Annotated in this window: 18 protein-coding genes; 5 read left to right on the top strand and 13 right to left on the bottom strand. The window is 55.9% G+C overall.

The features are described 5' to 3' along the window. Positions 1-135: 135 nt before the first annotated feature. The 8 genes from E0L13_RS03425 to E0L13_RS03390 all read right to left on the bottom strand — a co-directional run bounded on the left by E0L13_RS03425 (position 136) and on the right by E0L13_RS03390 (position 12,322). Positions 136-702 carry a flavodoxin family protein gene (locus tag E0L13_RS03425; protein ID WP_107196231.1) on the bottom strand — a complete coding sequence of 189 codons (567 nt, stop codon included), beginning with the start codon at positions 700-702 and terminating at the stop codon, positions 136-138. A 16-nt stretch (positions 703-718) separates the two neighbouring features. Then, positions 719-1,570, bottom strand: coding sequence for an aldo/keto reductase (locus E0L13_RS03420; RefSeq protein ID WP_107196232.1), 852 nt, complete (start codon positions 1,568-1,570; stop codon positions 719-721). A 194-nt stretch (positions 1,571-1,764) separates the two neighbouring features. Then, a complete protein-coding gene (gene gltB, locus E0L13_RS03415; protein ID WP_107196233.1) occupies positions 1,765-6,321 on the bottom strand; it encodes a glutamate synthase large subunit in 4,557 nt (1,518 codons plus the stop codon). Positions 6,322-6,563: 242 nt separating this feature from the next. Then, a complete protein-coding gene (locus E0L13_RS03410) occupies positions 6,564-7,268 on the bottom strand; it encodes a uracil-DNA glycosylase (protein WP_168060328.1) in 705 nt (234 codons plus the stop codon). Between the two features lie 9 nt (positions 7,269-7,277). Beyond that, complete coding sequence (locus E0L13_RS03405) at positions 7,278-8,891, bottom strand: glycosyltransferase family 39 protein (RefSeq protein WP_168060326.1); 1,614 nt, start codon at positions 8,889-8,891, stop codon at positions 7,278-7,280. Between the two features lie 10 nt (positions 8,892-8,901). Further along, a complete protein-coding gene (locus tag E0L13_RS03400; RefSeq protein ID WP_168060324.1) occupies positions 8,902-10,461 on the bottom strand; it encodes a glycosyltransferase family 39 protein in 1,560 nt (519 codons plus the stop codon). Continuing rightward, positions 10,458-11,051: a DedA family protein gene (locus E0L13_RS03395; protein ID WP_168060322.1), complete on the bottom strand. Its 594-nt coding sequence runs from the start codon at positions 11,049-11,051 to the stop codon at positions 10,458-10,460. Before E0L13_RS03395 ends, E0L13_RS03400 begins: the two co-directional genes overlap by 4 nt. 155 nt (positions 11,052-11,206) lie before the next feature. Continuing rightward, positions 11,207-12,322, bottom strand: coding sequence for a hypothetical protein (locus tag E0L13_RS03390; RefSeq protein WP_168060320.1), 1,116 nt, complete (start codon positions 12,320-12,322; stop codon positions 11,207-11,209). A gap of 123 nt (positions 12,323-12,445) precedes the next feature. Between E0L13_RS03390 and E0L13_RS03385 the strand changes: the two genes are divergently transcribed. Together E0L13_RS03385 and E0L13_RS03380 are read left to right on the top strand one after the other, a co-directional pair. Continuing rightward, positions 12,446-13,180 carry an MgtC/SapB family protein gene (locus E0L13_RS03385; protein ID WP_087477592.1) on the top strand — a complete coding sequence of 245 codons (735 nt, stop codon included), beginning with the start codon at positions 12,446-12,448 and terminating at the stop codon, positions 13,178-13,180. Positions 13,181-13,407: 227 nt separating this feature from the next. Then, entirely contained in the window at positions 13,408-14,643 is a 1,236-nt protein-coding gene (locus tag E0L13_RS03380; RefSeq protein WP_168060318.1) for an aminotransferase class I/II-fold pyridoxal phosphate-dependent enzyme, read from the top strand. 67 nt (positions 14,644-14,710) lie between these two features. On the opposite strand, the gene E0L13_RS03375 is transcribed toward E0L13_RS03380, so the two are convergent. Further along, entirely contained in the window at positions 14,711-15,598 is an 888-nt protein-coding gene (locus E0L13_RS03375) for a LysR family transcriptional regulator (protein WP_168060316.1), read from the bottom strand. A gap of 157 nt (positions 15,599-15,755) precedes the next feature. Here E0L13_RS03375 and E0L13_RS03370 point away from each other — a divergent pair, with 157 nt between their 5' ends. The 3 genes from E0L13_RS03370 (at position 15,756) to E0L13_RS03360 (ending at position 17,797) form a co-directional block, all read left to right on the top strand. Next, positions 15,756-16,448 (top strand): TerC family protein, encoded by a 693-nt coding sequence (locus tag E0L13_RS03370; protein ID WP_168060314.1) that lies wholly within the window; start codon positions 15,756-15,758, stop codon positions 16,446-16,448. A gap of 145 nt (positions 16,449-16,593) precedes the next feature. After that, on the top strand, positions 16,594-17,025 hold the full coding sequence (locus tag E0L13_RS03365; protein ID WP_095630049.1) for a MarR family winged helix-turn-helix transcriptional regulator: 432 nt from the start codon (positions 16,594-16,596) through the stop codon (positions 17,023-17,025). 97 nt (positions 17,026-17,122) lie between these two features. Beyond that, positions 17,123-17,797, top strand: a complete 675-nt coding sequence (locus E0L13_RS03360) for a DUF6198 family protein (RefSeq protein WP_206081489.1) — start codon at positions 17,123-17,125, stop codon at positions 17,795-17,797. A 98-nt stretch (positions 17,798-17,895) separates the two neighbouring features. Here E0L13_RS03360 and E0L13_RS03355 read toward each other — a convergent pair whose 3' ends face one another. From E0L13_RS03355 to E0L13_RS03340, 4 genes are all read right to left on the bottom strand, one after another. After that, positions 17,896-18,258: a P-II family nitrogen regulator gene (locus tag E0L13_RS03355; RefSeq protein ID WP_087477588.1), complete on the bottom strand. Its 363-nt coding sequence runs from the start codon at positions 18,256-18,258 to the stop codon at positions 17,896-17,898. Between the two features lie 12 nt (positions 18,259-18,270). Then, positions 18,271-19,671 carry an ammonium transporter gene (locus E0L13_RS03350; protein WP_087477587.1) on the bottom strand — a complete coding sequence of 467 codons (1,401 nt, stop codon included), beginning with the start codon at positions 19,669-19,671 and terminating at the stop codon, positions 18,271-18,273. A 288-nt stretch (positions 19,672-19,959) separates the two neighbouring features. Further along, positions 19,960-20,934 (bottom strand): AEC family transporter, encoded by a 975-nt coding sequence (locus E0L13_RS03345; protein ID WP_168060312.1) that lies wholly within the window; start codon positions 20,932-20,934, stop codon positions 19,960-19,962. Positions 20,935-21,077: 143 nt separating this feature from the next. Next, positions 21,078-22,271, bottom strand: coding sequence for a M20 family metallopeptidase (locus E0L13_RS03340; RefSeq protein WP_168060310.1), 1,194 nt, complete (start codon positions 22,269-22,271; stop codon positions 21,078-21,080). Positions 22,272-22,374: the final 103 nt, after the last annotated feature.

Below are 22,374 nucleotides of genomic sequence, written 5' to 3'. Positions count from 1 at the left end.
TTCACGGATGCGGGTTATGGCCTCTTTTTTATCCAGAGCTGTACCATAGGCGTGAGATAATCCCATGCAGCCCAGGCCGACAGCTGATACCTGTAATTCCGTTCCTAATATGCGAGTATGCATTGGCAGTCCTCCTTATTCTTTCAGCCAGCAGGCGAGCTGATGCACCTGTTCTACGTAATCGGGCCGATTTTTTACGTCGCCGGCATTGGGGATTTGGTTGAAGATGAGGGTTTGGAACTGTTCTGCTCCCATTTGGCAAAAGCCGCTCACTGTCCAGTCGGCATATGTTTTTACCCTGTCTTTGGGGCTGCCCCAGAAGGAGCAGACGAGAGCCGCTTTTTTGCCGTACTTAGCCGTATTGGACATTCCCTTTTTATCGAAATCGAACCAGGGGTAGAACCGCTCGATAAACAGCTTTGCCAGCGACGATACCTGCTGGTTGTAAATGGGAGTGGCGACGACAATGGCGTCGCAGTCCTCGATGACCGGCAGCAATTTCGTAATGTCGTCGTCCTGCACGCAGCTCTGCCCCGCCGTTCCCTGACAGGCGCCGCAGGCTTTGCAGTATCGGCAGTCTTTTTCCCGCATCGTAAAGACGACGACTTGCTGGTCTTTCAGGTCTTCCGCTAAGATTTGGGTAATGACTTCCGAGTTGCCCTGTACTCTGGGGCTGACGTTGACTAGTAAAATCGTTTTCATGATGTATCCTTTCTGTTTACTCGTGAATTTTATGACGGTTTAAGAATTGAACCATATGGACGGTCAAGTGGTCGATGATTTCCGTGCGGTCCGTGTCCAAGGCGGCGATTTGGGCCATATCTTCGCCGTCGAGCTCGAAGTCCCAGACAGCCATGTTTTCGATGAGCCGGTCCTTGTGAACCGTCTTGGGGATGACGATGACGCCGCGCTGGAGGGTAAAGCGCAGGGCGACCTGGGCGACGGTTTTGCCGTGCTTTGCGGCGATTTTTTTCAGGATAGGATTGTTCCAAATATCATGGCCGCCTTCGGCGAAGGGGCCCCAGGCCATGGGTGCGACGCGCAGCTTTTTCATGACGTCCAGGTCGTAGGCGCGCTGGTAAAAGGGATGGCATTCGATCTGATTGACGGCCGGGAGGATATCGGCGTTTTCGCAGAGGTCGGCCAGCCGGTCGGGATAGAAGTTGGAAACGCCGATGGCCCGGACGCTTCCCTGGCGGCACAATTCCTGCAAGGCCCGCCACGAGCCGTAATAGTCGGACAGCTGCTGGTGGAGCAGCACTAAGTCGACGTAGGCCATGTCCAGCTTTTCGAGGGAGGCGGCGACGGCACGCTTCGTCTTTTCATAGCCGAAGTCCTGTACCCAGACCTTGGTCGTAATGAAGATGTCTTCGCGGGGAACGCCGCTTCGCTTGACGGCGCGTCCGACGGCTTCTTCGTTTCCGTAGGCGGCGGCCGTGTCGATGAGGCGGTAGCCGGCGCGCAGGGCGTCCCGTACGATTTGTTCGCAGAGGGACGCGTCGTCTATCTGATATACGCCGAGGCCGAGTACCGGCATGGCGACGCCGTTGTTGAGGGTTACTGTGTTCATGTCTAGTGCTCCTTTTGGTATGACGATTGAAAAACTATGTATATCTATATTGTAAAGTGCCTGTCTCTGCTGCGGAATAACCAAAAACGCTACGACGTATTGACTAAAGGTAAATACGGAATTGTCAAAGCACTGCAGATGGCAGACGAAAAACAGCCGCCCTTATCGGGCGGCTGTCGCTGCAATATGCATATTTACTTTTTCTTGCCGTGTTTCTGTTCGAAGGCGATCATATGGGCTTCTTCTTCGCTGTGGCCTTCGGCCTGGGCCTGGGCGATGAGGGAGACCATTTCTTCGTAGGCTTCGGGAATGACCTTGGTGATTCTCGATACGGTGTCTTCCCAGTTTTCCAGCAGCATGTGGCCGAGGTTGCTGTCCGTATAGGCGACGTGCTTTTCCAGCAGCGATTTGACAAACTGCTGTTCGTCCGGGTCGGTCAGGTCTTCCAGTTTAACCAGGTCGGGGTTGCATTTGCCCGGCTCTAAGTCGTAGACATAGGCAATGCCTCCGGACATGCCGGCGGCGAAGTTGCGTCCCGTGCTGCCGAGGATGAGGACCCGGCCGCCGGTCATGTATTCGCAGCCGTGGTTGCCTACGCCTTCGACGACGGCCGTCGCGCCGCTGTTGCGGACGCAGAACCGTTCGCCTGCCGTGCCGTTGATGTAGGCTTCGCCGCTCGTCGCGCCGTAGAAGGCGACGTTGCCGATGATGATATTGTCTTCTGCCGGGAAGACGGAGCCCCGCGGCGGCGATACGATGATCTTGCCGCCGGACAGGCCTTTGCCGACGTAGTCGTTGGCGTCGCCTTCAAGGGAAAGGGTCAGGCCCTTGGGGATGAAGGCGCCGAAGCTTTGGCCGGCAGAGCCGACGAAGGACAGGCTGATCGTATCTTCCGGCAGTCCCTTTTCGCCGTAGCGACGCGTGATTTCGCTGCCTAGGAGGGCGCCGGTGACGCGGTCCGTGTTTTGGATGCGCAGGCGGGAGCAGATATGTTTTTTCTGTTCCAGCGCCGGCCGGCACATGCGGATGAGCTTGGACATGTCCAGAGTAGCGTTGATGCCGTGGTCTTGGTCCATGGTGCAGTGATGGCCTACGGAGGCGTCTGTATAGGGACGGAAGAGGAGGTTTTTCAGGTTGACCGTCGCAGCCTTCCAGTTGAGGACGTGCTGCTTTTGCTTCAGGCAGTCGTAGCGGCCGACCATTTCGTCGATGGTGTGGAAGCCGAGGCGGGCCATGATTTCCCGCAGGTCCTGGGCGACGAAGCGCATGAAGTTGACAATGTATTCCGGCTTGCCCTTGAAGCGCTTGCGCAGCTTTTCATCCTGCGTGCAGACGCCGTAGGGGCAGGTGTTGAGGTGGCACACGCGGAGCATGTGGCAGCCGATGGTCAGAAGCGGAGCCGTGCCGAAGCCGAAGATTTCCGCACCGAACAAGGCGGCGATGGCGACGTCCCGGCCGGTGAGCATTTTGCCGTCGACTTCGACCTTTACGCGATCGCGCAGCTTGTTGAGAAGCAAGGTCTGCTGCACTTCGGCCAAGCCAATTTCCCAGGGCAGGCCGGCGTGGCGCAGGCTGGTCCGCGGCGATGCGCCCGTACCGCCGTCGTAGCCGCTGACGACGATGTTGTCGGCCTTGGCCTTGACGACGCCGGCTGAGATGGTGCCGATGCCGGCTCCCGACGTGAGCTTGACGCCGACGCGGGCTTTGGGGTTGACGTTTTTAAGGTCGAAGATGAGCTCGGCCAGGTCTTCGATGGAGTAGACGTCGTGGTGAGGCGGCGGCGAAATGAGGGCGACGCCCGTCGTGGCGTGGCGCGTCTTGGCGATATCCGGGTAGACCTTGCTGCCTGGCAGGTGGCCGCCTTCGCCCGGCTTCGCACCTTGGGAGCATTTGATCTGCAGCTCATCGGCATGAATGAGGTAGTTGCTCGTCACGCCGAAGCGGGCCGAGGCGACCTGCTTGATTTTGTCGTTCGTTTCCGTGCTGAACCGGGCTGCGTCTTCGCCGCCTTCGCCGGTGTTGCTCATGCCGCCGAGGCGGTTCATGGCCGTGGCGATGCATTCGTGGGCTTCCTTGCTGAGGGCGCCGTAGCTCATGGCGCCGGTGCGGAACCGCTTGACGATGGAGTCGACTGATTCGACTTCTTCGATGGGAATGCTGCAGCCGGCGGGGTATTCGAATTCCAGCAGGTCGCGGAGGCGGAAGATGGAAGACGTGTTGACCCGTTCGGCATATTCCTTATAGATATCGTAATTCTTTTCCTTGCAGGCCTTCTGCAGCAGTCGGACTGCTTCGGGGTCGATGATGTGAGGCTGGCCGCCCTTGTGGTACTGGTAGAAATCGCCCCGTTCCAGGGCGTCGTCGGAGCCGTAGGCCGTTTCGTGGCGCAGGGCGTTTTCCCTGGCGATTTCCGTAATGCCGATGCCTTCTATGCGCGACGGCGTGTTGCAGAAATACTTGTTGATCAGATCCTGCTTAATGCCGACGGCTTCGAAAATCTGCGCGCCGTGGTAGCTGTGGACCGTAGAAATGCCCATCTTGGACATGACGGCCAGGATACCCTTGACGGCGGCGTCCATGTAGTTGTCACGGGCCTTTTCATAGGTCATCTTGCCCAATTTGCCCTTGAGAATGAGTTCCTTAATGGATTCGAGGGCGATGTAGGGGTTGATGGCCGTGATGCCGTAGCCGATGAGGGTGCAGAAGTGGTGGATTTCCCGCGGTTCGCCCGATTCGAGGATGAGGCCGACGTCAGAGCGGACCGTCTTGTCGATGAGGTAGTGGTGCAGCGCCGCCGAGGCCAGGAGGGCCGGAATGGCGGCCATGCGGGAGTTGACGCCCCGGTCGGACAGGACGAGGATATTGGCCCCGTTTTTGATGGCCTTCAAGGCGTCGATGCACAGGGATTCGATGGCCGTTTCCATGCCTTCGGCGCCGCTGTTGACTGGATAGAGCATGGATAAGGTGGCGGCCCGCAGCTTCTTCGACATGAGGGACTTGACGACGGCCATTTCTTCGTTCGTGATGAGCGGCGTTTTTAAGTACAGCGCCGCCGTGGCCTCTTCGTTGGGGTCCATGATGTTGGCTACGTTGCCGGCCATGACGGCCGTCGCCATGACGATATTTTCGCGGACGCCGTCGATAGCCGGATTGGTAACCTGAGCGAAGTTTTCCTTGAAATAATCGTATAAGAGCTGAGGCTTGTCATTGAGGACGGCCAGAGGCACGTCGACGCCCATGGAATCGATAGGCTGCTTGCCGTCGCGGGCCATGGGCAGGATGACCTTGTCCATGTCTTCCTGGGTGTAGCCGAAGACTTTTTCCTGCTCCTTCAGGTCGTAGGGAATCAGGGTATCGTTGTCCGTGATGAGCTGGTTGTTCATCAGGTCGTCCAGGTGGACGATGTGTTCTTCGTACCACTGGTGGTAGGGGTGCTCCGTGGCGATTTGCCGCTTGATTTCGTCGTCGTCGATGATGCGCTGTTCCTTCGTGTCGACGAGGAGCATCTTGCCCGGTTCCAGCCGGCCCTTGTAGAGGATTTCGTCGGCCGGGATGTTGACGACGCCGACTTCGGAGCTGGCGATGACCCGGTCGTCCCGCGTGACGTAGTAGCGGGCCGGGCGCAGGCCGTTGCGGTCCAGCATGCCGCCGATGACCGTGCCGTCGCAGAAGCCGATAGCCGCCGGGCCGTCCCAGGGCTCGAGCATGAAGTTGTGATAGCGGTAGAAATCTCGCTTTTCTTCGCTCATGAGCGGGTCCCGTTCCCAAGGCTCGGGAATCATCATCATCATGGCGTGGGGCAGGGAATGGCCCGTCATGTACAAGTATTCCAGACAGTTGTCGAACATGGACGAGTCGCTGCCCGTAGCGTCGACGACGGGGAATACCTTTTCCATATCGGGGAAGAATTCCGATTTCGACTTGCTTTCGCGGGCGTTGAGCCAGTTGATATTGCCCTGGATCGTATTGATTTCGCCGTTGTGGACGATGTAGCGGTTCGGATGGGCTCTGGCCCAGCTGGGGAAGGTATTGGTGCTGAACCGCGAATGGACGAGGGCCATAGACGTCGTGACGTCCAGGTCGGACAAATCAAGGTAGAAATGGCGGAGCTGTACCGACGTCAGCATGCCCTTGTACACGATCGTCCGCGACGACAGGCTGGCGATGTAGAAATCTGTGCCCTTTTCCTGGCTGATGGGGACGATGGCCTTTTCGGCCAGCTTGCGGATGATATACAGCTTGCGTTCAAAGTCCATCTGGTTGGTCATGGACGGGCTCTTTTGGATGAAGACTTGCAGGAAATGGGGACGAGTCGTCTTGGCGATATTGCCGATCAGGCTTTCGTCGACGGGAACGTCGCGCCATCCCAAAATGGACAGGCCTTCGGCCCGGACGATGTTCGAGAAGGCTTCCATCTGTTTCTTGCGGAATTCTTCGTAGCGGTGGGCAAAGATCATGCCGACGCCGTACTCGCCTTCGGCAGGCAGGGAGAATCCCAGGGTTTCGCATTCGCGGCAGAAGAATTCGTGGGGAATCTGAATGAGTATCCCCGCACCGTCGCCGCTTTGGGCGTCGGCCCCTTCTGCGCCGCGGTGCTTCAGGTTTTCCAAGATCGTGAGGGCGTCGTCGATGATGTCGTACGATTTTTTTCCTCGTATATTTGCGACGATACCGATGCCGCAGGCGTCGTGTTCAAACGACGGGTCGTACAAGCCTTGCGGTTCCGGCAGGTCGCGCAGTTTTTTATACATATATAGTTCCCCCTTCTCTATAAAAAAACAGGCCTGAAAAACCGCACGCGCGTGATATTCCAGACCCGCTTATAGGTTTGCATTCAATTATAAACAATTCATAATAAAATTGCAATGCTTTTTCGAATAATTTACGGAAAAGATATGTAAATACCTAATATATTTTTGTAAAGTAACGATGATTTGCTGTAATAAAGAGATAAAGAGTTTATTTCAGCTATAAAAAAACGCCTGCCTGCAAATTATGGGCGAGCGTTTTCAGAAATCCATTGGGCAAATTGCTGCCGGAATAAGCCGGCTCCGCCGTTGGCCGGATGGCGCATGACGGCGGCGGCCAGGCCTTTTTCTTCCAGCATAAGGGCCGATTTGCGGCCGATGGCTCCGATGAGGATATCGGGGCGGCACAGGGCTAAGAGCTCCTGCGTATACGTAAGGCCGGCGGCCAGCTCGGCATCTGTTGGCGTGCGGTTGCTGAAGGGCGAGTCCTTGTGGGGATGAAAGGGGAATATATTCCAGAGGATGACGTCGTCCGGCGAAAGGCCGTTGTCCAGAATGGCTCCCCATACGTACGTATCCGTCGGTTCGTTCATGCCCTGCCGCCGCTGGGGATTGCTGGTCATAAAGGGGCAGTCGGGCCGGCTCGTCCGCTGGCCGTCGTAGCCCAGGACCATGGCGCTGGTCACCTGCTTGTGAGCGTTCAGGAGCATGCGCTCGCACGTAATGGCTACGCCTGTAAAGCGGCAGCCCTGATAGCCGGCGGCTTCGGCGACGAAGAGGTATTTGGCGCGGCCGACGCGGCGGCGAAGATAGTCCGTCAGCTGGCGGCTACGGATGAGAGGCGCGTCGGGGCCGCAGTCGCAGCGCTCGTCGTAATCGCGCCAGGGATTATACACGCCGTCGCCTTCATACTGCTGCAGCGAAGTGAGAAAGGTTTCAATCGTAGACATAAGAGCCTCCTATAAAGTCGTAAATACAGTGTACGTGCCGAATTTTCCCAGCTGGCGGGTCAGGGGGAAGAAGGGCGATGCGACGTAATCGTCGTACCGGCTTCGCGGCACGATGAGGGTCAGGGCTTCGCGTCGCTGCAGCTTATCCATGACGCTGCGTTCTTCTTCCGTCGGGAAGAGATGCTTTTTCGACCAGACGGCGTCCCGTTTCAGGCGGGCGTTTTCGTCGAAGCTGGCCGGCGCGGTCCAGACGGCGCGCTTGTCCGTGTAATAGACGAAGGATGTGCGGTATTCCTCGAAGAAATATATCTGGCCGGGGAACTTCGACGAGGCTTCGATGAGAGCCGATGACGAGCGGTATTCGTAAAAGGGCGTCAATACCTGGAAGGTCAGAAGTCCGTATATGACCATGGTGCTGGCTGTGATGACGATGGGGATCGCCGGCAGGGCCTTCTGCCATTGGGAGAAGACGAGGATTGCCGTGGCCAAGGGAATGAAAACGATAAGCCAGAACAGGTCTCCCAGGACGACAGCGCCGGGCTTGGCGAACAGGGCCGCCCCTAAAAACAGGAGCCAGAAGAAGAGTGCCGGGCCGGTGACGACCGTCCAGATTTTGCGCGAGCTCTTTTCATGGAGATCCATGACGGCCAACGCGCCGATGTACAGGAGGGGCATGTTGGCGATATAGGCATAGGTCGGATATTTCGTCGCCATGGCCGTGTAGAAGAGGATGGTCCCGACGGCCCAGACGGTCATGAAGACGTATTCGTCAGTCCAGCCGCGCCGTTTCCACAGGCCGTACAGGCAGGGACCAGTCCAGGGCAGCAGGCTGACGGGAACGAGGACGACGTAGTAATACCAGACGTTCATTTCCGGGTGCTCCGATACGGTAGCCCGCACGACGTTGTTAAATCCCAGGAAGCCGTCGATAAAGGCCGCGCCGTGGCGGGCGTACATCGTGCCGTACCAGGACAGGACGACGAGGAGAAACAAGACGATGCCGACAGGCGGAAAGAGGCGCTTGATATACTGCGTATTGCGGCGCAGGGCGATGAAGACGAGGAGGAACGTTCCCGGCAGGACGATGCCGACGGGGCCCTTGGTCAGCACGGCGAAGCCGGCCATGACGTAGGCGGCGACGACGTACCATGTTTTCCCCTCCGTCAGGCCGATATAGGCGAAGAACATGGCGGCCGACGTGAAGAAAAAGAGCATCTGGTCGGTAATAATCGAATGGCTGATGGCCCAGACGGCCAGGGACGTTACGGTCATGGCGGCTACGATGAGGGCAGCTGTCATGCGGCCCGTGCGGCGCAGCATGTACCATGCCGCCAGCACGACCGAAGCCGTACCGAAGAGGGCGCCGGGCAGGCGGGAGGCGAAATCCGTAAAGCCGCACAGAGTGTAGGAAATACACAGCATCCAATAGATAAAAATAGGCTTATCGAACCAGTACGTACCGTAAATCTGCGGAGAAATCCAGTCGCCGGACAAGACCATTTCCTTTGCCGTCAGGGCGTAGTTGGACTCGACGGGGTCGGTGACGGCCAGCTGGCTGTTGCCGAGGAGCAGAAACAGGAAGCAGAGGACGGCGAGCAGGAAAAATACAGGGCGGTGTTTCATTGCATACCTCCTATGGATGATTGATGAGAATGACTTGAGACGGCAGATCTGCCGCCATACCGTATTGCCGCAGTTCGGGAACTGTTTGATTGAGCTTGAGGAAGGACGTCTTGGTCATGACGATATAGGCTTTATCGGGAGACGTCAGCAGGGCGGCGAAGTCGGGCAGGTTGTCCTTTTGCCATTCCATGCCGTGCAGGTTGCTGTAATAGGCGATGCCCGGACGGAGAAATTTTTCGATATATAAATCGGATCGGCCGTCGTATACGTCGTGAAGGATATAGGCCGCTTCGTACGACGTCGTGTGCTCGGCGATGCGGGGCATGACGAAGCCGAAGGCTGCCCAGGAAAAGACGACCATGACGACGACGGCAGAGGCGAAGGCTTTTTTCCATTGCCGCCGGTACAGCAGAAAGGCCGGCAGGAACAGGGCCGTGCTCAGCAGGATCGAGCCGATGAGAATCGGCTGGGCGAAAAATTCCGCCCCTTCGTTCAGCGGGATGGCGTTGCAGAGCAGGAGGCCGACAGCCAGGATATAGGCCGCGGCGATTGCGCCGAGAGGCGGGCGCTTTTCCAGATAGCAGCGGTACAAATACCAGGCGATGATATAGGCCGCCGGCGGAAAGGCCGGTGCGATATACGTGACCAGCTGCGTATGGGACAGGGAAAAGAACACGAAGATAAAAGCCGCCCAAATCAGGCAGAACAGCACCGTATCGTTAAAGGGGTCGCGTTTTTTGAACAAGCGCCGTACTGCCGGAGCCAGGGCCGGAATCCACGGGACCATCGCCCCGATAAAGACGGGAATAAAGAAAAAAATGCTGTTTTGTCCCGGATGCTCCGGCGCGATAAAGCGGATGAGATTGTGATACCCGAGAAAGGTCTGCAGGAATATATCGCCGTGGGTCTGATACATGAATACGTACCACGGCAGGCCGACGAGAAAGGCGATGCAGAGGCCCTGAGGAATTTTCATTGTCCGGAGGAGAGACCACTGGCGGGTGGCGGCCATATACAGCAGCATGATGAGCGCCGGAAAGGCGTAGCCGACGGGGCCTTTTGCCAGCAGGGCCAGGCCGCAGAAGGCGTAGGCACGGTAATATTTCCCCTGATACAGGGAGATCATGGCGACGGTCAGGGTGAGCATGAGGGTCATGTCTGTGACGGCAGCTTTGCCGACGTACATGAAGCCGACGCTGGTCAGCAAGATGAGCGTCGCCATAAAGGCGATGGCTTGATTGAACAAATCCTTGCCCTGGACGTAGACGAATAAGGCCGTTGCGACGGCGGCGACAGCGCTGGGCAGGCGGGACGACCAGTCGGAAATGCCGAAGAGGCTGTAGGACAGCATTTCCATCCAGTAAAACAGGGGCGGCTTATCGTACCAGAACTGGCCGTAAATGCGGGGAGAAAGCCAGTCTCCGGCCAGCAGCATTTCCTTGGCCGTTTGCCCGTATACGGGCTCGTTGGGGTCCGTCAGGGGAGCGATACCCAAAAAAGGCAGCAAAATAATTGCTGCCAACCATGCGACCGTCAGACCGCAGCGATGTTCATAAATCCACTGCTTCATTTGGCCAGTCTCCCGCGGCGCCGTTTCCAGAGGAACAGGAGGGCGCAAATCGCGCAGACGGCGACGATGACGATGAGGAATATGTGGTTGTACTGAATCAGGTCCTTCCAGTGGCTTCCCAGAATCGAGCCGGCCCACACGAGGAGCAGCGTCCAGGGAATCGTGCCGATGATGGTGAAGACGACGAAGCGTCCGAAGGGATAGCGGGCCACGCCGGCCGGGAAGGAGATAAAGGTCCGCACGCCGGGCAGGCAGCGGCAGATTAAGACAGCCGCTCCGCCGTATTTATTGAACATCGTTTCGGCCATGTTGAATTTCTTTTCGTTGAAGAAAATGTATTTCCCGTATTTCAGCAGCAGAGGACGGCCGCCGTACGAGCCGAGCCAGTAGCTGACGACGGAGCCGACGACGCCGGCCAGGCAGGCGATGACGACGGTAGTCCAAAAGTCGAATACGCCTTGGGAAATGAGAAATCCGGCGAAGCCGAGGACGACTTCGCTGGGAATGGGAATATTGGCGTTTTCCAGTACCATGGCGATGAACATGGCGATATACCCATACGATTCCATAAGCTGCAATAACGTGTCCATGTAATGTAAGCACTCCTGTTCTGTGTATATAGTATCTGTGAGAAGAAAGACTGCGTAATGTCGCGTATGCTTATCATAGCATAAAACGCGGAAAATTTGATAGAAATATGCAAAAAACGCAAATCACCGTCGTAAAACGCATGAATCAGCATGTGTCAGCGCGTTTTGAAGCAAGGCAGATGACGCAGGGCGTATTTGCACAGCATGTACCCGTAGAGGAAAGACAAGGCCAGCGTCAGGATACATTTCAGCGGCGCGCCGAGGGACAGGGGCTGGAGGAAATAAGCCGTGTTCTGAATCAGCGTGTCGCTGACGACGTACAGCGGATAGGCCAGGCCGGCGGCCAGCTTTGTCTTGTTCGTTTCCTTGTCTCCCCATTTAGCGAAGGCGGCCAGCAAGGCCAGGAGCAGGGGAAGCTGCAGGATGGAAAAGAACAGCAATAAGGGAAACAGCGTGCCGGAAATGAATACGGAAATTCCCGCCGCAATATAGGACGAGGCGACGACGACGCCCAGCAGCAAGGCCGCGCCGACGATATGAACGGCAGACGGCACATAGCCTCCGGCCGTAAACCAACGATGCCTGAAGGCATACACGCCGAAGCAGAAGTACAGCCCGCTCATCGCCGCAAGGTACAGCACATACAGGGGGAACCAAAGGTCCGGCGTGCGGTGCGCCGCCAGCAGCAGCCCGAAGAAGGCCGCGGCCACGACGAGCTGCAGGGCGTAGAAGCCGGCCAGGATTCCTGCTGAGGGAGGCGCGGCTGCCGCCCGCTGAAAGAGGGAACGCCGCCATTTCTTTGCGCCCATCAAGGTCAGATGAAACAGCAGGAGCAGCCCGATACAGAAGAAGGGGCTTTGGAAATAGGCAGACCAGAACGGCAGGTGGACGATCGAGAACGCCGGGCCGTCGCCGTGACTGCCGCAGCTCCGGCTGGCAAGGTACAGGAGCTCCGGCGCCAGGAGAATTGTACCGGCCAGCCAGGGCCAGCCGAGACGGGTCCACTTGCTCTTGAAATAGGGCCGGATCATGTGGATGCGCAGCGAAGACGCGCCGAAGTAGGCGCTGATAAAAAAGATTGCCGGCACGATGCATACGATGGCTAAATTATACAGGAAATCAATGGCCAGCCCTTCGATGGAGTGCATCGGAGCGGGAACATAGGGATGCAGCAGGGGAAAGGGCCTGAAATTTCCCAGCGCGGCAAAGCAAATGCCGGCGAATACTAAAAAGGTGCGGAGATTATCCAGATAATGTATGCGTTTACCCATCGGTAAGACCTTCTTTCTCATGTATAGGCCAGCTTCCGCAAGAAGCTGACATACATTATAATATACCTATCTAAACAAATATTAAAGATAGAAGAAAAAAATCATAAAAAGGAGACGAGGCATATGGTAATCAGTACGACTGACAGCATTATCCGCCTGTGCGTGGCCCTGCTTTTGGGCGCGATCATCGGGTATGAACGGCAGGCGCAGAATAAGGCGGCAGGCCTCCGGACGCACACCTTGGTCTGCGTCGGCTCCTGCCTGTGCATGATCATATCGATCAACATCGCCATGGACCATTTCCTGCTGTACGGATACCGCAACGCCGACCCCGAGCGCATCGCCGCTCAGGTTATTTCCGGCGTCGGCTTTTTAGGCGCCGGCACCATATTGGCAAACCAGAAGGCGCGCAATGTCCGCGGCCTTACGACGGCGGCCGGACTGTGGGCCGTCGCGGCTATCGGACTCGTCGTAGGCGCGGGATATCTGGCCGTAGCCGTCGCGGCGACAGTCCTCATCTTCGTCGTGCTGACCGTCTTCATCCGCTTGGACAAGCGCCTCAGCAGCCAGCACCGCCGGGAATACACGGTACATATTATCATGAAGAATACGATTGGGCAATCGCGGCGTTTGGCCGAATACCTGGAAAACAGACAGATGAACGTCAAAGCTTTCCGCATCCTGTCCGACGAGGACAGCGAGCAGGCTGAACTAGCCGTCACGCTCATTGCCAACGACGGTATAGAGAGCGATGAAATCATACGGCGGCTCTTAACGGTAAAAGGAGTGACGCTGGCGGAGCTGGAGCGCCCTGGCGATGCAGAAGGCCGGAACTCGGGACAAAGTACAGAAACATAAATCATTAATATAACAGAAACATGCAAAACGGCAGCGGAAACGGATCCGCTGTCGTTTTATGTTGACGGTGAAAAGCATACATTAAAGCTTTTTATGGTTTTATAGATAGTGTTTAAAGGGAAGACTGATTATGTATAAAGAATACATAGATTTTTTGTGGTTTTCGTATATTCATTTTGGGCAGCATATAGTATAATAAAAAAGCATGCAACTCAAGGAGGGATTATATGTCTACGTTTATGGCTGCGTCCAGCAGAGAAGGAAAACAATTACACGACGCCGTGTTTCAATTCGGCCAGGCTGCCCAGACGGCGATGGCGGCATATGGCCGGGAGCGCGTCGTCAACGCCACGGTAGGCTGCTATGCCGGCGAAGATGAAGTATTGGGGTGTCTTCCCGTCGTAGAAGAAATCTATCGGGCCCTGCCGATGGCTGATTTTATCACGTACGCGCCGCCCATTGGCCTGGCGGATTACCGCAAGGCGGCAATAGACGAAACGTTCGAGGCATATCGTCCCGAAGGATATATAGACGCCGTAGCGACGGCCGGCGGCACCGGAGCCATTCATATTGCCATCGCCAACTATTCTGAAATCGGCGACGACGTCCTGGCTTCCGACTGGCGCTGGGGCATATACGGCAGCTTGTGCCAGGAAATCGGCCGCCGGCTTACGACGTTCGCCCTGCTCGATGAGAGCGGCGCTTTCAATATCGAGTCGTTTTCCTCGGCCGTAGCAGATGTGCTGCGTAAGCAGGATTCATTGCTGATTATCTTAAATACGCCGGCTAATAACCCGACGGGATTCGCCTTGTCCGACCAGGATTGGGCGGAGGTGCTGCAGGTCTGCCGCTTCCATGAAAAGCAGGGCAAGCGCATTTCGATTCTCGTCGATATCGCCTACATTGCTTATGCCGGCGAAAAGAACGAAGTCCGTACCTTTATGAAGCAGTTCAGCAACTTGCCGCCCCATTTGTTCGTCATGGTGGCCTTCAGCATGTCCAAGGGCTATACGCTGTACGGGCAGCGGGCCGGGGCCCTCGTCGGCGTGTCGTCCAGCGAGGACGTCATCAAGGAATTTACGGAATTAGGCCGCTATTCGGCCCGTACGTCCTGGTCCAATGTCAACCGCGCGGCCATGACGCTTCTGACGACGATCCGGGGCGACGCCGCCTTGACGAAGCGTCTCGACGAGGAACGGATGGAATTTTTCCGCATTATTCAAAAACGGGCGTCGCTGTTTACGGAAGAAGCGGCGCAGTGCGGCCTGCACGTCATTCCCTACCATGCGGGCTTCTTCATTTCCATTCCTGCGGCCAATCCGCAGGCGGTCTGCGAAGCGCTGCAGGACGAATTGGTCTTCGCCGCGCCGTTGGCCCTGGGCGTACGATTGGGCGTATGCTCTGTGCCGCTGCCGAAAATCAAAGGCTTGGCGGCCAAGATAAAGAAAGCCGTCGATAAATAAAGAGTGCGAATCGCATATGTACGATACAACCCCTGCGGAGCAGCTGAAAATCCGCAGGGGTTTATCATTAGAAAATATCGCTGTCTAATTGTTTTAAGTAATCGAAGAAAATGGACAGGCTTTTTTGGACGTTCGGCCGCGGCGTCTTATGGGTGAGGATATAGGCCGTCAGGGGTTCCGGCGGGTCCGTCAGGTATTGATAGGCAAACGCGCCTTTTTGGCAGGCGTACTTGGCGAAGAACAGGGGCATGACGGCCCAGCTGCCGCTGTGGGCCATGATTTGCAGGGCCAACTGGGCGCTGGCAACATAGCTGGGATGAAATTGGTCGGCAGGCCAATACGTTTCATGCCACTGCGTAAAGGACGGCGGCCAGTTGATATACAGCTCTTTCGTACAGTCCAGCCGGCGGGGATCGACGGGAGCCTGGGCCGACTCCTGCGGGTCGCCGGGCATGACGCAGACCAGGGGCGACTGCCGCCAGGGCTGGCAGGAGAGCTCCGGCGACGCCGAATCGCGCCAGCCGATGGCCACGTCGATGACGCGCTGCTCGACCAACGGGGGAAATTCGATGGCGTGCTCCGTATGGATGTAGAGGTTCATGCCGGGCGAATGGGTCAGCAGGCGGGAATACAGGGCGGGAAAGACGTAATCGTTTAGGATCTGCACCGACCCGATCGATAAGGACAGCCGTTCTCCCAGGCTTTTGAACCGCTGCGTTTCTTCCCACACGGCGTTCCATCGCTGGGCGATGGACAGGAAATCGCGTCCCGACGGCGTCAGCGTCGCTTCCTTGATGCCCCGGCCCCGATCCAGCAGGGGGATGCCCAGCTCGTCTTCCAGCGTTTTCAGCCGCCGCGTGACGGCTGTTTGGGAAATGTATAATTCGTCGGCGGCTTTGCTGATGGTTCCGTATTTGACGATGGCCAAAAAGGCCTGTATATCGTGAAAGTTCATGGTATTCTCCTTTTTGAAATATGCAAAAAGCTGCTATTTAAGCTGATATATTCATATTTTACATTATATTTGACTGCTTGTACAATAGAGGTACGGTACAGATACAAAGACAAGCAGATGCTTGGTTGACTGTGTATATTCAAAAGGAGGACCTACGTTGACAGATACCTTATTATTGGACATTGGCATTATCGTGCAGATTATTTTGATTGACCTGGCCCTTGGCGGCGACAACTCCATCGTCATCGGCATGGCGGCGAAAAATCTGCCGCCTCACTTGCAGAAGAAGGCTATTTTATACGGCACGGCCGGGGCGATTCTCCTGCGGTTCCTGCTGGCGTTCATCGTGTCGTGGCTGTTGTTCATCCCGTTCCTGAAGACCGTCGGCGGCGTGCTGCTCGTCGGCATCGGCATCAAGCTCATCGGCGCCCAGGGCAAGGAAGAGACGCACCACATCGAGGCGAAGGATTCCTTAGGCGCGGCGATTAAGACGATTATCTTGGCCGACGTGCTCATGAGCCTCGACAACGTCCTCGGTATCGTCGGCGTGACGAACAACCACTGGGGCCTGCTCATCTTCGGTATGCTGATTTCCGTGCCGATCATCATCCTGGGCAGCACCATGGTCATTAAGATCATGAACAAGTTCCCCATCCTCATCTACGTCGGCGGCGCCATTTTAGGCTGGGCGGCCGGCGGCATGATCGTGACGGATACGTACCTGGCCGAATACGTCCCCTTCGTGGCGGCCAACGCGACGGCGATGAAGGTCGGCTTGTTAGCTGCGACGCTGGCCGGCGGTGCCATCTGGAAGTACGGCGGCTGCTGGAAAAAAGAAAGCGTGGCATAACTGCATATTCTATAAAACTGAAAAGACTGTACGCGAAGTGTTATAGCACTGGCGTGCAGTCTTTTTTCCGTATATTTGACAAACGCGGCGGCAGCTTGTATAATACACACTATGCTGTATATTTTTGTATAGGAGATAGGGATTCATGGTTGAAGCAGAATATATTTTGGCGCGCAACGTTATCAAACTGGCCAATGTCATCATGACCATACGAAACAGAGAAATTAAAGAACTCGGCTTGACAGCGGAGCAGGCGGACAGCCTTATATTTTTTTCTCAGCATGCCGGCGCGTCGGCCGTGGATTTGAAAGCCTATCTGGGCGTTGCCCATCAGACTGCCCGCGGCATTGTGGAGCGGATGGCGGCCAAGGGGCTGGTGACGACCCATGTTTCCGAACGGGACGGCCGCTATAAGACCGTCGCGCTTACGGAAGAGGGCCGTGCGTTATGCGCTGCGATGGCTGAGAACGGCACGTATACAGGCCGGACGTTATTGCAGGGCATGAGTGAGGATGAAAAAAAGCAGTTTTTTTCTCTGTTAACCAAGGCGCTGCAAAATATAACGACGCAGCCGTGAGCGATTACGTCTATCCTAATATACAGCATGCTTCATACTTGCGCTGTGGCTGCTGCTCATAGAGGCAGGCATACATAAAAAGAAAGAGAGATGTATCATGTTGGGATTTCGTAAGGAAACAATAGAACGTTTTATCTGGTACGTACTGGGACTGAATCTGATTGCCGTCGCCGTCGTGCTGAATATCCGCTACGTCATGGGCGTCGCGGCATTTAGCTCCGTCATGTATGCCATATCGCAGATTTATCATATTTCGTTGGGGACGGCGTCAATCCTTTGTTATCTGCTGTTTGTATTGATACAGTGCGTGTTGTCGCGGAAAATTAAAGTGGTGTATTTGCTGGAAATTCCCTTGTCGCTGGCTTTTGGCGTCGTGACGGATGTATATGACTGGCTGATACCGGAATTTCACTTTCCGGCCTATATCAGCATGACCTTATTTTTACTGACTATGTTTGTTACAGCCTTAGGCGTATTTTTGTGCGTAAAGACCAATTTTGTGCTGACGCCGACAGAAGGCATTGTGCAGACGATTTCTGAAGTATTTCATATTGCCTTTTCCGCTGTAAAAAATACATTTGACGTATCCTTAGTCGTTATCAGTATGCTTCTTTGTGTATTTAATGATACCGAGCTGTACGGCATTGGCGTCGGGACCGTCTTATCGGCCCTGTGTATAGGACGAATTATCGGAGTATATGAAAAAATGTTTCGCTGGAGAAAGCTGAATCAGCTCAAGCAGCTGCGGCGCAGCCGGTATGCTGCCTGCTGACCATGAAGGGAGGTTTTCTGCCGCGCAAAAACGAGGAGCCTGGACGTTGTGTCCGCGGCTCCTCGTTTTTGTATGATGAAATTCCCCCGATAGCTGTATTATTTTTCGTCCATAATGGCTTCCGGCCCCCTGTCGCCGGTGCGGATGCGGACGGCGTCTTCGACGTCGAAGACGAAGATCTTGCCGTCGCCGACCTTGCCGGTCTTGCAGACGCGCTGGGCCGTTTCGATGACTTTTTCTACAGGCACCTCGCATACGACCGTTTCGACCTTGATGTGCGGCAGCAGGTTGATGGCGTATTTCTGGCCCCGATATACTTCGACGTGGCCTTTCTGGAGGCCGCAGCCGTAGACCTGGCTGACGGTCATGCCCATGACGCCGATGGCGTTGAGGGCGTCCTTCAGTTCTTCCAGCTTGCTGGGCCGGGTTACGATGTCTATCTTAGTAATTTTTCTGTCCATGCATATCACTCCCTATAACTGATGACCGCTGACGCCGATGTCACTGATTGTAGACGGCGAGACGACGGGTGTATTCAGGCTTTCGCCGAAGGGGCTGCCGGCTGTAATGGCGTAGTTGTAGCCCCGTTCGCCGTGTTCGGTAATGTCCAGGCCGGAGATTTCTTCTTCCTTGTCGGCGCGGACTTTCATGATAGAGCTGATGATCTTATACAGGATAATCGTGCCGACGATGGCGAAGACGTAGGCGACGACTGTCGAGACGACCTGAGCGAAGAGCAGATGCGTTTCGCCATAGAATAAGCCGTTGGCTCCGGCCGGGTTGACTTCCGTCGTAGCCCAGAGGCCTGTGGCGATGGAGCCCCAGGTCCCGCCGATGCCGTGGATGCCGAAGGCGTCGAGAGAATCATCGTAGCCGAATTTGGCTTTGACGACGGCGACGGCAAAGTAACAAACTGCGCCGCCGATGGCGCCGATGATGACGGCGGGAAGCGGAGCGACAAAGCCGGCTGCCGGCGTAATGGCTACGAGGCCGGCGATGCAGCCGGAAGCTGCGCCGAGAATGGTCGGTTTACCATTGACCGCCCATTCGATAACGACCCATGCCACGGTCGCTGCCGCAGCTGCGCCCTGGGATGCGATGAAGGCGTTGGCAGCCAGGCCGTTGGCGCCGAGGGCGCTGCCGGCGTTGAAGCCGAACCAGCCGAACCACAGGAGAGCCGCGCCGAGAACCGTCATGGGCAGGTTATGGGGCAGCATGGGAATGCGGCCGTAGCCCTGGCGTCTGCCGAGAAGAATGCAAAGCGTAAGACCCGAAACGCCGGACAGGATATGAATAACCAAGCCGCCGGCAAAGTCGAGAGCGCCGAGCTGGGCCAGGAAGCCGCCGCCCCATACCCAGTGGGCCATGGGATTGTAAATGAAAATAGCCCAGAGCAGGATGAACACTGTAAACGCATGGAATTTCATCCGTTCGGCAAACGCGCCGGTAATCAAGGCCGGCGTAATGACGGCGAACATACACTGGAAGGCGACGAAAGCCAGTTCGGGAATCGTGCCGTTAGCCAGGACAGACATGCCGACGCCCGTCAGGCCTACTTTGTCTAAGGAACCAATAAATCCGTTAATATCCGAACCAAACGTCATAGCGTAGCCGATTAAAATCCATTCGACAGAAATCATGGCGACGATGAAGAAACTCTGCATAATGGTCGTCAGTACGTTTTTATTGCGGACCATGCCGCCATAGAAGAAACCTAAACCAGGCGTCATAATAAATACGAGCGCCGCGCTGATGAGGACCCAGGCTGTATCGCCTGTGTCGATGGCCGATGCCGGATCGGCGGCAAATGCCGTCGGCGCGGACAAGGCCGTGCAGGCCAGAGCCAGGCGCAAAATGGACCACCCTTTTGTCATTAAAATCATCCCCCTATCGTAAGAAAAAAGGCGTCTATGCGGAAACTACCCCCTCGTACTTTCCCATAGACGCCGTTGTCTGTACATATATTGTTTTATCAATAGAAAAACAGAAAGGCTCCGGCATCATCGGGTACCTCGATATGCCAGAGCCTCATTGCTCAACTCGTATTCTATTGATGTGCCTTATTATACGGCGTTTCCGGCAGATTGTCAAATGTTTTTAAGTAAAAAATAATAAAATTAACAGTTTATATTTATAAAATAGAAATTTACTTTATTTTATTATCAAACGAACAGGATGTGGCCGATGAAGATATAGAACGTCAGGGAGATGGCGCTGAGGGCCGTCGTGTTCATGACGATCTGCGTGGCGTAATCGGCGTTGTTGCCGAATTCGATAGCAAAGAGGGCCGTGTTGACCGCCGTCGGAATGGCGCAGTAGATGAGGAAGACCATGGCGCTGACAGCCGTAAAGGTACCGGGCATCAGGGCGTTGGCCGCGTATATCATGACCAGGCCGAAGAGGGGCAGGACGGTCATCTTCAGCAGGCTGATGATCCACACGTCCTTGTCAAACCAGTGTATCTTCGTCTGGGACAGCTGCGCTCCAATGCTGACCATGGCGACGGGCAGCAGCGATTTGCCGGCCATTTCCATGATGGGCCAGAAGAAGAATTCTTCGGCGTTCCAGCCTGTCGAGCGGACGAGGAGGGCCGCGGCGAGGAAGTAAATCATGGGCATGCGGAACATGACGCGCAGCGTATCGGCAGCTGACAGCCGCCCGCGGCCGGCCTGATAGAGGCCGAGGGTATTGAGCGATATGCTTTGGACGATGAAGATGATGATTTGGACGACCATGGCTTCGGCAAGGTAGGGCGTCTGGCCGTCGACGACGAAGGGGTCATGGGAAAAGACGAGGATGATGAGGGCTACGCCCAAGTTGCCTGTGTTATTGAACATGAGGGCGTTGCGGCACGACTGTATCATGCCTTCGTCATAGCGGCGCCAGTGGCTGACGAGATTGGCCAGGAAAAAACAAAAGACCATGAAGACGGTCATGGCGGCGATCATCGTCACGCTGGCCGGGGGAAATTCCGTTTCGTATACATTGGTGAAAATGAAGCTGGGAATGACCAGGTAAAACATGAACTTGGACAGGGTTTTTACGTCTATGTGAAATTTCCGGTCTAACAGGAAGCCGATGAGGACGAGCCCGAAGATAGGCAGCATCGTATGCTCGATAATAAATAGGAACACCATTGTCAAAACCTCTTTTCATCAAAGATAGGTTTTATTATATAGCAAATAAAAAATATAGCAAATAAAAAAAGACGGCAGGGCAGCATAGGAAATATGATACGGTTTTCCTATGCTGCGCCTGCCGCCTGAGGGGGATGAGCGCGTTATTCGTAGCTTGCGAAATAATATACGACGTTCAGCAAGGTTTCGCACATGTATTTCAGGGCGTTGCTGTCCCAGTGGAAATCGGGCGAGTGGCCGACGACGGGTTCGTCGCCGCAGACGCCGACGTAGTAAAAGGCGCTGGGGACGGCGGCGCTGAAATAGGCGAAATCCTCTGACCCGGAGCCGCGCTGCATGGGCACGACGTCGACGCAGTCGGCGCATTGTTCCGTCAGGATTGCCGCTACGCGGGTTGTGACGGCTTCGTCGTTGATGCAGACCGGCGAGAAGGGGACGACGTCCAGATCGTAGGAGCCGCCGTAGGTCAGGGTGACGGCGCCGAGGACGTGGCGGAGCTTATCGAGGATGTCGCGGCGTTTGGCTTCGTTATACGTCCGCAGCGTTCCTTTTAATTCCGCCGTATCAGGGATGACGTTGGGATTGCGCCCTGCCTGGAACTGGCCGAAGGTAAGAACGACGCCGTCGCCGTCGGCGCGGCAGTTGTACACGTAACTTTGAATCATCTGGATGACGTCTACGCCCATTTGAATCGGGCTGATGCATTCCGACGGCTGGGAGCCGTGGCCGCCCTTGCCGTGAAGGGTAATGGTGAAGTCGTCGCACGAGGCGGAGATTTCGCCGCTGCGGATGCTGACATAGCCTTTGGGAAGGGCGCCGGCTACGTGGAGCCCGAGGGCGTATTCGACGGGCGGATTATTGAGTATACCCGCGTCTATCATGCGGGCCGCGCCGCCGTTGCCTTCCTCGGCAGGCTGAAATGCCAGGCGGACCGTGCCGCGCAGGCAGTCGCGGTGCTTGTTCAGAATTTTGGCGACGCCCAGCAGGTTGGCCGCATGGCCGTCGTGGCCGCAGGCGTGCATGACGCCGGGGACGAGGGACGCGTACGGACAGTCGTACTTTTCCGTCAGCGGCAGGGCGTCGATGTCGGCGCGGAGCAAGATGACCGGGCCGGGATGGGCGCCGCGGATGAGGCCGGTGACGCCGGTGCCGGCTATGATTTTTACGTCTTCAATGCCCATGAGGGAGAGCTCTTGGAAAATGGTTTTGCACGTATCAAATTCTTTTTCGCTCAGTTCGGGATGGGCATGGAAATATTCACGCATTTCCATCATATAAGGCAGTGTCTTGCGTACGGCTTCGTGGATGTTGAATGTAGGTGTAAATTGGCTGCTCATATGCCTTATGCCTCCTTTGTTGAGCCTGACGCTGCTTTCATCGTGTCTATATTACTTCTATACGGCGCAGATAAAATCCTGCCGGCTGGGGAAGTTTTTCCGA

This window comes from Megasphaera sp. SW808 (assembly GCF_012027795.1).
GTDB lineage: Bacteria > Bacillota > Negativicutes > Veillonellales > Megasphaeraceae > Megasphaera > Megasphaera stantonii.
This window is presented reverse-complemented; position numbering and strand designations above follow the sequence as displayed.

Excerpts from the sequence above, each read along its gene's own strand:
- E0L13_RS03395 (WP_168060322.1), bottom strand. The coding sequence starts at position 11,051 with ATGGACACGTTATTGCAGCTTATGGAATCGTATGGGTATATCGCCATG.
- E0L13_RS03420 (WP_107196232.1), bottom strand. The coding sequence starts at position 1,570 with ATGAACACAGTAACCCTCAACAACGGCGTCGCCATGCCGGTACTCGGC.
- E0L13_RS03425 (WP_107196231.1), bottom strand. The coding sequence starts at position 702 with ATGAAAACGATTTTACTAGTCAACGTCAGCCCCAGAGTACAGGGCAAC.
- E0L13_RS03400 (WP_168060324.1), bottom strand. The coding sequence starts at position 10,461 with ATGAAGCAGTGGATTTATGAACATCGCTGCGGTCTGACGGTCGCATGG.
- E0L13_RS03390 (WP_168060320.1), bottom strand. The coding sequence starts at position 12,322 with ATGGGTAAACGCATACATTATCTGGATAATCTCCGCACCTTTTTAGTA.
- gltB (WP_107196233.1), bottom strand. The coding sequence starts at position 6,321 with ATGTATAAAAAACTGCGCGACCTGCCGGAACCGCAAGGCTTGTACGAC.
- E0L13_RS03410 (WP_168060328.1), bottom strand. The coding sequence starts at position 7,268 with ATGTCTACGATTGAAACCTTTCTCACTTCGCTGCAGCAGTATGAAGGC.
- E0L13_RS03360 (WP_206081489.1), top strand. The coding sequence starts at position 17,123 with ATGTTGGGATTTCGTAAGGAAACAATAGAACGTTTTATCTGGTACGTA.
- E0L13_RS03385 (WP_087477592.1), top strand. The coding sequence starts at position 12,446 with ATGGTAATCAGTACGACTGACAGCATTATCCGCCTGTGCGTGGCCCTG.
- E0L13_RS03345 (WP_168060312.1), bottom strand. The coding sequence starts at position 20,934 with ATGGTGTTCCTATTTATTATCGAGCATACGATGCTGCCTATCTTCGGG.
- E0L13_RS03355 (WP_087477588.1), bottom strand. The coding sequence starts at position 18,258 with ATGGACAGAAAAATTACTAAGATAGACATCGTAACCCGGCCCAGCAAG.
- E0L13_RS03380 (WP_168060318.1), top strand. The coding sequence starts at position 13,408 with ATGTCTACGTTTATGGCTGCGTCCAGCAGAGAAGGAAAACAATTACAC.
- E0L13_RS03365 (WP_095630049.1), top strand. The coding sequence starts at position 16,594 with ATGGTTGAAGCAGAATATATTTTGGCGCGCAACGTTATCAAACTGGCC.
- E0L13_RS03405 (WP_168060326.1), bottom strand. The coding sequence starts at position 8,891 with ATGAAACACCGCCCTGTATTTTTCCTGCTCGCCGTCCTCTGCTTCCTG.
- E0L13_RS03375 (WP_168060316.1), bottom strand. The coding sequence starts at position 15,598 with ATGAACTTTCACGATATACAGGCCTTTTTGGCCATCGTCAAATACGGA.
- E0L13_RS03350 (WP_087477587.1), bottom strand. The coding sequence starts at position 19,671 with ATGACAAAAGGGTGGTCCATTTTGCGCCTGGCTCTGGCCTGCACGGCC.
- E0L13_RS03340 (WP_168060310.1), bottom strand. The coding sequence starts at position 22,271 with ATGAGCAGCCAATTTACACCTACATTCAACATCCACGAAGCCGTACGC.